General features: G+C 71.1%; 11 protein-coding genes. 4 read left to right on the top strand and 7 right to left on the bottom strand.

The window, feature by feature from the left end:
- The first annotated feature begins 137 nt into the window (after window positions 1–137).
- The 3 genes from AB0D28_RS24370 to AB0D28_RS24360 all read left to right on the top strand — a co-directional run bounded on the left by AB0D28_RS24370 (window position 138) and on the right by AB0D28_RS24360 (window position 2,874).
- Complete coding sequence (locus AB0D28_RS24370; RefSeq protein WP_357389276.1) at window positions 138–1,088, top strand: PPK2 family polyphosphate kinase; 951 nt, start codon at window positions 138–140, stop codon at window positions 1,086–1,088.
- Between the two features lie 150 nt (window positions 1,089–1,238).
- Window positions 1,239–1,865: a DUF47 family protein gene (locus AB0D28_RS24365; protein WP_030504473.1), complete on the top strand. Its 627-nt coding sequence runs from the start codon at window positions 1,239–1,241 to the stop codon at window positions 1,863–1,865.
- Window positions 1,866–1,869: 4 nt separating this feature from the next.
- Window positions 1,870–2,874 carry an inorganic phosphate transporter gene (locus AB0D28_RS24360; protein ID WP_357389274.1) on the top strand — a complete coding sequence of 335 codons (1,005 nt, stop codon included), beginning with the start codon at window positions 1,870–1,872 and terminating at the stop codon, window positions 2,872–2,874.
- 43 nt (window positions 2,875–2,917) lie between these two features.
- Here AB0D28_RS24360 and AB0D28_RS24355 read toward each other — a convergent pair whose 3' ends face one another.
- Window positions 2,918–3,886: a Gfo/Idh/MocA family oxidoreductase gene (locus tag AB0D28_RS24355; RefSeq protein ID WP_357389272.1), complete on the bottom strand. Its 969-nt coding sequence runs from the start codon at window positions 3,884–3,886 to the stop codon at window positions 2,918–2,920.
- Window positions 3,887–4,427: 541 nt separating this feature from the next.
- Here AB0D28_RS24355 and AB0D28_RS24350 point away from each other — a divergent pair.
- Complete coding sequence (locus AB0D28_RS24350; protein WP_357389270.1) at window positions 4,428–5,255, top strand: NUDIX hydrolase; 828 nt, start codon at window positions 4,428–4,430, stop codon at window positions 5,253–5,255.
- A gap of 10 nt (window positions 5,256–5,265) precedes the next feature.
- Here AB0D28_RS24350 and pstB read toward each other — a convergent pair whose 3' ends face one another.
- The 6 genes from pstB to AB0D28_RS24320 form a co-directional block, all read right to left on the bottom strand.
- Window positions 5,266–6,042, bottom strand: a complete 777-nt coding sequence (gene pstB, locus AB0D28_RS24345; RefSeq protein ID WP_357389268.1) for a phosphate ABC transporter ATP-binding protein PstB — start codon at window positions 6,040–6,042, stop codon at window positions 5,266–5,268.
- Between the two features lie 20 nt (window positions 6,043–6,062).
- Complete coding sequence (gene pstA / locus AB0D28_RS24340; protein WP_357389266.1) at window positions 6,063–7,151, bottom strand: phosphate ABC transporter permease PstA; 1,089 nt, start codon at window positions 7,149–7,151, stop codon at window positions 6,063–6,065.
- Window positions 7,148–8,233: a phosphate ABC transporter permease subunit PstC gene (gene pstC / locus AB0D28_RS24335; RefSeq protein WP_357389264.1), complete on the bottom strand. Its 1,086-nt coding sequence runs from the start codon at window positions 8,231–8,233 to the stop codon at window positions 7,148–7,150. The genes pstA and pstC overlap by 4 nt, the downstream gene beginning before the upstream one ends.
- 41 nt (window positions 8,234–8,274) lie before the next feature.
- Window positions 8,275–9,372, bottom strand: a complete 1,098-nt coding sequence (gene pstS / locus AB0D28_RS24330) for a phosphate ABC transporter substrate-binding protein PstS (protein ID WP_357389262.1) — start codon at window positions 9,370–9,372, stop codon at window positions 8,275–8,277.
- A 233-nt stretch (window positions 9,373–9,605) separates the two neighbouring features.
- The gene (gene mshD / locus AB0D28_RS24325) at window positions 9,606–10,577 is read right to left on the bottom strand and encodes a mycothiol synthase (protein ID WP_357389260.1); all 972 of its coding nucleotides are present in this window, start codon (window positions 10,575–10,577) and stop codon (window positions 9,606–9,608) included.
- Between the two features lie 67 nt (window positions 10,578–10,644).
- Window positions 10,645–11,499 (bottom strand): polysaccharide deacetylase family protein, encoded by an 855-nt coding sequence (locus tag AB0D28_RS24320; RefSeq protein ID WP_357389258.1) that lies wholly within the window; start codon window positions 11,497–11,499, stop codon window positions 10,645–10,647.
- Window positions 11,500–11,626: the final 127 nt, after the last annotated feature.

Genomic DNA, 11,626 nt, shown 5'->3' with positions numbered 1-11,626 from the left:
CGCCCCGCCCCGCCCACCCCGTCGATCTTGCACTTTCTGCCCCGACAAACGGCGCTTTCCGGGCGTGTCGGGGGCCGCAACCGCAAGATCGACGGGGTGGGCGGGCGGGAATGGCCCGAGGGGGTGAGGATCGGGGGATGAGTGAGGTGGTGGGGCCCGAGGGCGGGCGGATGCGGGAGTTGCTGCGGGTGGGGTCCGGGGCGGTGGATCTGGCGGCGATCGATCCCCGGTCCACGCCGGGTCTGCCGGCGGCGGCCGGGCGCGGGCCCGGGCGCAAGGAGTGGGCGCGGGCCCAGGTCGAACTGGTCGGCGGGGAACTGGGGCGGCAGCAGGAGATGTTGTACGCCTCGGCGCAGGGCGCCGCCGGTCCGGGCAGCGCCACCAGCGCGCCGGCTCAGGCGGACGCCGGACTGGACGGGAACCGGCCGCGCCGGGTGCTGCTGGTGCTCCAGGCGATGGACTGCGGCGGCAAGGACGGCACCGTCAAGCGGGTGGCGGGCGCGATGAACCCGCTCGGGCTGCACATCCGCTCGTTCGGGCCGCCGACCGAGGAGGAGTTGCGGCACGACTTCCTGTGGCGGGTGCGCCGGGCACTGCCGCCACCCGGATATGTGGGCGTGTTCAACCGCTCGCACTACGAGGACGTGCTCATCGCCCGGGTCGAAGGGCTGGTCGACGAGGCGACCTGGCGATCCCGGTACGAGGTCATCAACGACTTCGAGCGGGAGCTGACCGAGCAGGCGGTCACAGTGGTGAAGGTCATGCTGCACATCTCGTACGCCGAGCAGGGCGAGCGGCTGATGGAGCGGCTGACCGACCCGACGAAGTTCTGGAAGTTCAACCCGAGTGACCTGGACACCCGGGCCCGCTGGGACGACTACCAGGCGGCGTACGCCGAGGCCATGGAGCGGTGCGGCACGGACGCCGCGCCCTGGTTCGTGGTGCCGGCGGACCGCAAGTGGTATCGCGACTGGGCGGTCGCCCACCTGCTGCGTGAGACGTTCGACGGGTTGGATCTGGGGTATCCGCCTGCCGATTTCGACGTTGAACGGGAGCGTGACCGGTTACGGAACCAACTCGGCGGGTGATCAGGTGAACGGAAGATGAACGAGCGGTGAATCGGGCTTGACCACGGGTGGGCCGATCGAAAGCCGCCTGGACGCGGTCCCTAGCATGCGCAATGCAGACGCCCCGGAGGGCGACGGCCACCCTTCCACCGACACGACGAGGTCCGTGCTGTGAAGTTTTCCTTCCGTCCCACCGAGGGCGCTTTCTACGAGCTCTTCACCAGGGCCGCGCAGAACCTGGTGAAGGGGACCGACCTGCTCAACGAGCTGGGCCTGCCCGGCGCCGACGTGCAGTCGATCAGCGAGCGGCTGACCGACATCGAGCACGACAGCGACCAGATCACGCACGAGCTGTACAAGAAGATCAACTCCACGTTCATCACGCCGTTCGACCGCGAGGACATCTACCGGCTGGGCTCGCTGCTCGACGACGTGATGGACCACCTGGAGGCGGTCGGCAACCTGCTCTACCTGTACGGCCTGACCAAGCTCCCGTCGCTCCCACGCGAGCTGCACGAGCTGGTCAACGTGCTCGACCTGCAGGCCAAGCTCACCGCCGAGGCGATGCCCCGGCTGAAGTCGATGAAGGATCTCGAGGACTACTGGATCGAGTGCAACCGGCTCGAGAACGACGGCGACCAGGCGTACCGGATGCTGCTCGTACGTCTCTTCTCCGGCGAGTACGACGCGCTCACGGTGCTGAAGATGAAGGAGGTGGCCGACGAGCTGGAGGCCGCCTGCGACGCCTTCGAGCACGTGGCCAACACGGTCGAGACCATCGCGGTCAAGGAGTCCTGAGCCAGTGAGTCCCGAACTCATCGCCGTGCTGGCGGTGATCGCGGTCGCCATGGCGTTCGACTACACGAACGGCTTCCATGACGCGGCGAACGCGATCGCCACCAGCATCTCGACCCGGGCGCTGACCCCCCGGATCGCGCTCGCGCTGGCCGCCGTCGGCAACTTCGTCGGCGCGCACTTCGGCGCCGGGGTGGCAAAGACCGTCGGCGACGGGCTGGTGACGTTGCCGACCGGGGTGGAGAGCCTCGGCGTGGTCTTCGCCGGTGTGCTCGGTGCGATCATCTGGAACCTGATCACCTGGTACTTCGGCCTGCCGTCCTCGTCGTCGCATGCGCTCTTCGGCGGCCTGGTCGGCGCGACCCTGTTCGCCGCCGACGGCATCGTGCAGTGGGCCACCATCATCGAGAAGGTCCTCATCCCGATGGTGCTCTCGCCGGTGGTCGGCCTGGTGCTGGGCTTCCTGATGATGCTGGCGATCATGTGGCTGTTCCGGAAGGGGCAGCCGGGCAAGCTCAGCCGTGGCTTCCGGTGGGCGCAGACCGCCTCCGCCGCCGCCATGTCGGTCGGCCACGGCATGCAGGACGCCGCCAAGACCATGGGCATCATCGTGCTGGCGCTCTACACCGGTGGTTTCCAGGAGAGCAAGACCCACATCCCGGGCTGGGTCTTCTGGACCTCCGCCGCGATGCTGGCCGCCGGCACGTACGCGGGTGGCTGGCGGATCATCCGGACGCTCGGCCGGAAGATCATCGACCTCGGCCCGGCGGAGGGCTTCGCCGCCGAGACCGTGGCCAGCGCGGTGCTCTACTTCAACGCGCTGGTGCTCAAGGCGCCGATCTCCACCACCCACACGATTACCTCGGCGATCATGGGTGTGGGCGCGACGAAACGGCTATCCGCGGTGCGCTGGAACGTGGCCGGCAACATCGTCATCGCCTGGATCATCACGTTCCCGGCCGCCGCGGCGATCGCCTGCCTGGCGTACCTGCTGGTCCGGCCCTTGTTCTGAGTGACCTGACGCCGAGGGGTTCCCCGCCGTGGCGGGGGACCCCTCACGCGTAGGAGACGCCGATCCGGGCCTTGACGTCGTCGATCAGGCCCATCACCTCAAGCGTGGCGGAGTGGGGCACCAGCGGGCTCTCGGTCAGCCCGGCCGCCAGGCAGCGCTGCACCTCGATCGCCTCGTACTGGTAGCCGCCGCCGGTCAGGTCCGCCGGAACGGTCTCCGGTTCGGCGCCGGCCCGGTGCAGCACCGCGTGCGCGGGCCGGAAGAACAGCTCGGGCAGGTCGATCCGGCCGGTCGTACCGGTGATCGACGCGGTGATCGCTGTCGCGCCGACCATGCCGCAGCTGAGCGTCGCCACCGCGCCGGAGTCCCAGCCGAGGACCATTCCGGTGTTCTCGTCCACCGCCTCCGGGGTCAGCTTCGCCCAGGCCTGCACGTGCTGTGGCACGCCGAGCACCAGGTGGGCCAGGCTCAGCGGGTAGACGCCGAGGTCGAGCAGCGCGCCGCCGCCGAGCGTACGGGCCCGCATCCGGTGCTCCGGCGGGAACGGCCCGGCCACGCCGAAGTCCGCCCGTACGTGCGTGACCTCACCGATCGCGCCGTCCCGGATCAGCTCCAGCACGCGCAGGATCAGCGGGTTGGTCCGCATCCACATGGCCTCCATGAGGAACAGACCTCGGGCTCGGGCCGTCTCCACCAGCTCGACGGTGGTCGGCAGGTCCAGCGTGCACGGCTTCTCCACCAACACGGCCTTGCCGCCGGTCAGGCAGGCGAGCGCCGCCTCGTGGTGGGCGGCGTGGGGGGTGGCCACGTAGATCGCGTCCAGGTCCGGGTCCGCGGCCAGTTCCGCCCACGAGGCGTACGCCCGCGGCACGTCGTGCCGCTGCGCGAACAGCTCGGCGCTCTCCCGGGTACGCGAGCCGACCGCCAGCAGTTCGGCGTCCGGCACCAGCCGCAGATCCTCGGCGAAGCGGGCGGCGATGTTTCCGGTGGCCAGGATTCCCCAACGCGTCATGCCCGGCACGCTATCCCCTACGGCTCGGCGGCCGGCAGGGTGATCCACCCGTCGGGACGCTCAGCCGCGGGCGTCGGCGGCGGCCAGAGCGGCCCGTTCGATCATCGCCCGCCGCGTGGCCAGCGTGGGCTGTCGGTTCCACCCTGCCGATCACGACGGGCGTGGCGAGCTGATGCCGCTTCCCGGCGAACACATAGCGTGAAGACTGCCCGAAGTGACGGGTGCTGCCCAGTTCCTCGCCGAAGTCGGGCGCCTAAAGGCGGCTAACCGGACATAGGGCAGCGCTTTCGCGAGCCGGACTGAATACCTCCCGCCCCCTTTGCTTTGCAGCCCCATGCGCACTCTTCACGGAGGGTCGCTGATGCGGATCTGGCTGCAGAGCAAAGGCGGCGGAGGGGTGTCTGTTGCTCGGGGCCGAAAGCTACGCATCGTGACAAGGTGGCGCGTTCGGGGAGTGCGGCGTGCGCCCCGCCCGGCCGCGCCGGCCGCCCCGCCCGGCCGCCCCCGGGCCGACCGGCCCGGCGGGAACTAGGCTCGGTGCATGACGATCGACGGCTTCGCCGCACCCCCCGCCCTGGTGGAGCACGCCCGCCGGTTCCAGGCCGAGGGCGCCGTGCCGGCCGTGCCCCGGGTCGCCGCCACGGTGCTGCTGCTCCGTCCGGAGGGCGACGGGTTCGAGGTCTACATGATCCGCCGGGTGGCGGCGATGACGTTCGGCGGCATGTACGCCTTCCCCGGCGGCGGGGTGGACCGCTCCGACTCGGAGGCGCACCTGGGCTGGGCCGGCCCGGATCCGGCGGCGTGGGGGGAGCGGCTCGGGCTCGACCCGTCCGCCGCGCAGGCGGTGGTGTGCGCCGCCGCGCGCGAGGTCTTCGAGGAGGCGGGCGTGCTGCTCGCCGGGCCGGACCCGGACACTGTGGTCGGCGACGTGAGCGGCGACGACTGGGAGACGGCCCGGCAGGATCTGGAGGGACGGCGGGTCGGCTTCGCCGACCTGCTGGCCGGGCGGGGCCTCACGCTCCGGTCCGACCTGCTGCTGCCGTGGAGCAGGTGGATCACCCCGGAGTTCGAGCCGCGCCGCTTCGACACGTACTTCTTCGTCGCCCTTCTGCCCGACGGGCAGCGGACCCGGGACGTCTCCGGCGAGGCCGACCACACGCTGTGGCTGCGCCCGGCGGACGCGCTGGCCCGCGCGCAGGCCGGCGAGCTGACCATGCTGCCGCCCACCATGGTCACGCTCGCCGAGGTCGCCGCCGCGGGCGACCTCGCTGGCGTGGCCCGCGCGGCGGCAGAGCGAGACCCGGGTACGCCGATCCTGCCCCACATCGACGGCCTGGACGGTGCCGAGCCCCGCTTCCGCCTGAGCTGACCCTCACCCCTCAGCCGAAGCGGCCGGTGATGTAGTCCTCGGTCTTCTTCTGGGCCGGGTTGCTGAAGATCTTCTGGGTGTTGTCGTACTCGATGAGGCGGCCCGGGTCGCCGGTCTTCTCGATCGAGAAGAAGGCGGTCCGGTCGGACACCCGGGCGGCCTGCTGCATGTTGTGCGTGACGATGATGATGGTGAACTTGTCCTTGAGCTGGAACATCAGGTCCTCGATGGCCAGCGTGGAGATCGGGTCCAGCGCCGAGCAGGGCTCGTCCATCAGCACCACCTGCGGCTCGACGGCGATGGTGCGGGCGATGCAGAGCCGCTGCTGCTGGCCGCCGGACAGTCCCGCGCCGGGCTTGGCGAGGCGGTCCTTGACCTCGTCCCACAGGTTCGCCGAGCGGAGCGCCTTCTCGGCCGCCTCCTCCAGGATCGACTTGCGCCGCACGCCGTTGAGGCGCAGCCCGGCCACCACGTTCTCGAAGATGCTCATGGTGGGGAACGGGTTCGGCCGCTGGAAGACCATGCCGATCATCCGGCGGACCGCCGTGACGTCCACGTCCCGGTCGTAGATGTCCTGGTCGTCGATGGTGAGGCTGCCCTCGACCCGGGCGCCGGGCAGCACCTCGTGCATCCGGTTGATCGACCGCAGGAAGGTTGACTTGCCGCAGCCGGACGGCCCGATCAGAGCGGTGACGGTCTTCGGCTCGACGGTCAGGTTGATGCTCTCGATCGCCTTGAACCCGCCGTAGTAGGCGGTCACGTTCGTGGCTTCGATGCGCTTGGCCATGGTGGCGGTACCTCCGGGGTTCATCGGCCGAGCCGGTTGCGGCGGGACAGCAGCTTCGCCGCCACGGTGAGGACGAGGACGAGGGCGACCAGGGTCAGCGCCGCGGTCCACGCCCGTGCCGGCGAGTACCTCGACGCCTCGCCGGCCTGCTGGTAGACGAAGAGGGCGAGCGACGACTGGTTGTTCTCGAACGGGTTGAAGTTGATCGCCGCGCCGCCACCGGCGACGAGCAGCACCGGCGCGGTCTCACCGGCGGCCCGCGCGATGGCGAGCATGATGCCGGTGACGATGCCGGGCAGCGCGGTCGGCAGCACGACGCGCAGGATCGTCTTCCACTTCGGTACGCCCAGCGCGTACGCGCCCTCGCGCAGCGGCGCGGGCACCAGGCGGAGCATCTCCTCGGTGGAGCGGACCACAGTGGGCAGCATCAGCACGCTCAGCGCCAGCGCGGCGGCGAAGCCGGAGAAGCCCGGCCGCCCGTCGTTGAACCACGGCGAGACGATCAACACCCAGAAGGCCAGCACGAACAGGCCGGTGACGATCGACGGGATGCCGGTCATCACGTCCACGAAGAAGCGGATGGTGAACGCGAACCGGCCCCGGCCGTACTCGACGATGTAGATCGCGCAGAGCACGCCGAGCGGCACCGTGATCAGCGTGGCGATGCCCACCTGCTGCAAGGTGCCGACGATCGCGTGGTACGCGCCGCCGTTGGCGTCCCGCGACCCGATGTTGTTCATCGAGGTGCCGAAGAAGTCGGCGTCCAGCCGTTCGGAGCCCTTGCTGACGAGCGTCCAGACCACCGACGCCAGCGGCAGCACCGCCAGCACGAACGCGGAGTGGATCAACGCGCTCCAGGTCCGGTTGCGGGCCGACCGGCGGCCCTCCACCGCGTTGGCCGCGGCGAAGAGACCGGCCAGGTAGAGCAGCGCGCCGACCACCACGACCAGGACCGGGCCGCCGATGCCGGCGCCGTACACGATGCCCGCCGCGAGCAGCAGCGCCGCGACGGCGATGGCCGGAGCGGCGTACGCGGGAAGCCGTCTCGCCCGCAGCGTGGCCGGCTGGGCCGGCGGGCGCGGGCGGCGGGGGGTAAGGGTGGTTGTCATGCGGCCGACTCCGTGAACTCGCGCCGCCGGTAGATGATCGCCCGAGCGGTGATGTTGACGATCAGCGTGATCGCGAACAGCACCAGGCCGGAGGCGATGAGCGCGCCGCGGCCGGTGTCGTTCGCCTCGGCGAACCGGTTGGCGATGTTGGCGGCGATCGAGTTCCCGCCGCTCTGAAGGATGTTGAACGAGATGGCGTACGTGGAGCCGAGCGTGAGCGCCAGCGCGATGGTCTCGCCGAGCGCCCGGCCCAGGCCGAGCATCACCGCGGCGATGACGCCGGGCCGGCCGTACGGCAGGACGGCGGTGCGGATCATCTCCCAGCGGGTGGCGCCGAGCGCGAGCGCGGCCTCCTCGTTCGCGGTCGGGGTCTGCCGGAACACCTCGCGGGACAGCGAGGTGATGATCGGCAGCACCATGATGGCGAGCACCACGGAGCCGAGCAGGATCGAGTTGCCGTACGGGCCGTCGCCGAAGATGGGGATCCAGCCGAAGTACCTGTTCAGCCACGCGGACAGGTCGGCGACCGGCTGGGCGAAGTAGTCCCGTCCCCAGAGGCCGAAGACCACACTGGGCACAGCGGCCAGCAGGTCGATCAGGAAGCCCAGGGCGTTGCCGAGCCGCCGGGGCGCGTAGTGCGACAGGTACAGGGCGATGCCCAGCGCGACCGGCACCGCCATGAGCAGCGCCAGCAGCGAGCTCAGGACGGTGCCGAAGGCGAGCGCGCCGATGCCGAACTGCGGCGGGTTGTCGTTCGGGAACCAGCCCTCGAATGTCCAGAACGACTCGGTGTTGGCCCGCAGCGCCGGGACGGCCCGGGCGACGAGGAAGATCGCGATGGCCGCGATGACCACCAGGACCGTGGTGCCGGCGGCCAGGGTCAGGCCGCGGAACGCCCGTTCCGCGCCGAAGGCGCGGGCCCGGGGGAGGGCACCGCCGCCGCCGAGGCCGCCGTCGGGGCGGCCCGGGTTACCGGGGCGCTCGGCCAGACGCGCCGAGGCACCGGCGGGTCGCTCGTGGCTCGTGGCCACGGGGTTCCCGCCGGTGCCGGCGTCGGCCGAGCGGTGAGGGGTGTCACCCATCTGCTCGCTCGCTTCGTGTTGAGGAGGTGTCGGTCAGAGCGTCAGGAGAGGCTCGTGACCGCGGCCTCGACCTTGGTGCGGACGGTCTCGGGCAGCGGCGCGTAGCCCAGCTCGACGAGCTCCTTCTGCCCCTCGGCGCTGGCGGCGTGGCCGAGCAGGCCCTTGACCAGCGGCAGCTTGTCGGCGGCGAGCCCCTTGCTGCAGACGATCTCGTAGGTCGCCAGGACGATCGGGTACGCCCCGGCCTCCTTGGTGTTGTAGTCGATCGACATCTTGAGGTCGTTGCCCTGACCCTCGAACTTGGCGCCGGCGATGGTCTTGCCGGCCGAGTCGCCGGTCAGCTCGACGAACTCGCCGTTACCGTTCTTGATCTTGGCCATCTTCAGGTCGGAGTTCTCGGCGTACGACCACTCGACGTAGCTGATGGTGCCGTCGGTGCTCTTGACCTTGCTGGCCACACCGTCGGACTTGGCCGCGCCGACGCCGCCCGGGGCCTTCCACGCCTTGGAGTTGCCGAGCGTCCAGTCCGCCTCGGCGGTCTTGGAGAGGTACTTGGTGAAGTTGTCGGTGGTGCCCGACTCGTCGGAGCGGTGCACGGCCTGGATCGCGGTCGACGGCAGCTTGGCGTCCGGGTTGTCGGCCTTGATCGCCGGGTCGTCCCACTTGGTCACCTTGCCGGCGAAGATCTTCGCCAGGGTGGCCGGGCTGAACTGGAGGTTGTCCGCGCCGTCGATGTTGTAGACGACAGCGACCGGGCCGATGACCATGGGCAGGTTGAGCGCCTGGCCGCCGACGCACTTGGCGTCGGCCTGCGGCTGCTCCTCCGGCTTGAGGGCGGAGTCCGAGCCGGCGAAGTCGGCGGTGCCGGCGATGAACGCCTGGATGCCGGCGCCCGAACCGCTGGGCTCGTAGTTGATCGTGGTACCGGCGCACTTCTGCTGGTAAGCCTTGATCCACTCGGCCATGGCGTTCTTCTGGGCGGAGGAGCCCTGCGCGTTCAGCGTGCCCGTCGCGCAGTCCGCCGCTGCGGTGGTGCCGGAGGCGCCGGCCGGCTCGTTGTTGTCCGAGCCGCAGGCGCTGAGACCGAGAACCGCGGTAAGAGCGAGACAGGCGATGGCGCCGTGCCGCTGGAGCTTCACTTCAGGGGTTTCCCTTCACGTCTTTGGTCAGGTCGCCCGGAGTACCGGGCGCCGGCGCTGACCGGCTGACACGAAAGGTAGGAGGGCCAGGTGGACGGTTCGCCGGACGCAAGTGAACGCGCGGTGAACACGTTCAGCCGACGAGGTGGCCGTACGCTGAGGAAGGGTTGTCCATTTCGTGAACTAGCGCCCCGGCATCGCCTTTGTGACGATTTTCCCGGGCGGGCGAAGGCTCAGCCCAGCTGGTAGTTGACGTGCGCGGACCAGCGCGCGAAGCCCAGCCGCTGGTAGAGCGCGACAGCTGCGGTGTTGCTCTCGTCCACGTAGAGCATCACGCGGTCGAGCCCGCGCTCGTCGCGCAGGTGCGTCAGGCCGGCGGCGGTCAGCACCCGGCCGAGCCCGCCCCGGTGCGCGGACGGGTCCACGCCGAGCACGTACACCTCGCCGATGCGGGCCGAGCCCTGCTGCTCATGCACCTTGGTCCAGTGGAAGCCGAGCAGCCGCCCGGTGCCGGAGTCGACGGCGAGCAGGAAACCGGCACTGTCGAACCACGGCTCGGCGATCCGGACGCGCAGGTCGTCGAGCGTCCACTTGCCCTGCTCGGGGTGCTGGGCGAAGGCGGCGTTGTTCACCGCCAGCCAGGCCTCGTCGTCCTCGCCCGGGCGGAACGCGCGCAGCGTCACGCCGTCCGGCACGACCGGCGCCGGCAACTCGGCGGTGAGCGGGCGGCGCATCTGCCAGAGCACCCGCGCCCGGGAGAAGCCCAGGTCGACGGCGAGCGCGGCGGCCGAAGGGTGGTCGCCGTGCGCCCAGGCGCGCAGCGGCCCGGACGCGGCGTCCACCACGCCCCGGGCCAGCGCCCGCCCGGCGCCCCGCCGCCGGTACGCGGGGTGCACCACCATCTCCACGCCCACGCCGTCGGCCGGTGCGGTGGTGTCGAGGTGCGCGTACCCGGTGAGGGTGCCGTCGGAGGTCCGGGCGGTGAGGTGCACGGCCGGCGCCTCGGGATCGCGCATCCGCAGCAGCACGTGCTCGTCGAGGGGGTCGGCGCCGTCGGCGTCACCGGCGGCGCGGGCCAGCGCCAGCACCTCGGCGACCTCGTCCGGCGTCAGCCGGTCCGTCCGGGCGATCCCGTCCGGCGTCAGCCGGTCCCCCCAGGCGATCCGGTCGGCCGCAGGACCACTCGTCGGCTCGGTGCTGCTCATCTGAGTCACGGTAGCGGGCGGCGGGCCGTGGCTCGCGGTGGACGACGACGGCGGTCGGTGGCGCTCGTCACGGCCTGCCGGCGGGCAGCGGCTCCAACTCGAACCGGGCCAGCAGTTCGGGCAGGAGTTCCTGCAGCGCGCTGACGGTGCCGGACCGGTCCCCGCCCGCGTCGTGCATGAGCACTATCGCGCCGGGACCCATCTGCGCGCGGACACTCGCCTCGATGGTGGTGGCGCCCGGCGCCCTCCAGTCCGACGGGTCCACGCTCCAGTGCAGCGGGGTGAGACCCAGGTCGGCGCAGGCCGACATGACAGACGGTGTCCAGGCCCCGCCGGGCTGGCGGTAGTACGCGATCCGCGCGTCCGGCGCGGCGGCCACTATCGCGTCCCTGGTCCGCAGCAGGTCGGCCCGGATCGTCGCCGGGGATCGCTTGCCCAGGTTGACGTCGTGGCTCCAGGAGTGGTTGCACAGCGTGTGTCCGTCGGCCGCGATCGACCGGACCAGGTCCGGGTAGGCCTCGGCGTTCTCGCCCACGACGCAGAATGTCGCCTTCACGCCGTACCGGGCCAGCAGCGAGAGCACCTGCGGGGTCCAGCGGGGGTCGGGGCCGTCGTCGAAGGTCAGCGCGACGCGGGACGAGCCGGTGGCGATCAAGGCGCCGTACGGGCCGTCGCCGCCGGGCTCGACCGGGGCGGTGTCCGGCGCGGCGTCGGGGCTCGGCCGGGCGCTTGCCGTGCCGCTCGGGAGGTCGGTGCTGGGTGGTTGGTCGCCGTAACGCGGGCCGTTGAGCGTGGTGGCCACCCCGGCGTCGGACCGGCGCGGCTCCGGCACCAGGCTGCGACCCAGCACGAACGCCGAGCCGAGCAGGCCCGCCAGCACGACGGTCACGAGCCCGGCGGCGCGCAGCCTTGAGCCCCGCATCAACGGCACCGGCCGTTCGTCGCCCCCGTGTTCACCGCACGCACCGCCGCCCCCTTAGCCCGACAATTCCGGCAGCCAGGATATGGCTGACTTGTCGGGCAAAAAGGGCATACGAGAAAAGTGCCCT

Source organism: Micromonospora sp. NPDC048169 (assembly GCF_040652815.1).
Classification (GTDB): Bacteria; Actinomycetota; Actinomycetes; order Mycobacteriales; family Micromonosporaceae; genus Micromonospora.
The sequence above is the reverse complement of the archived record's forward strand: the minus strand, read 5'-3'. Positions and strand labels throughout refer to the sequence as shown.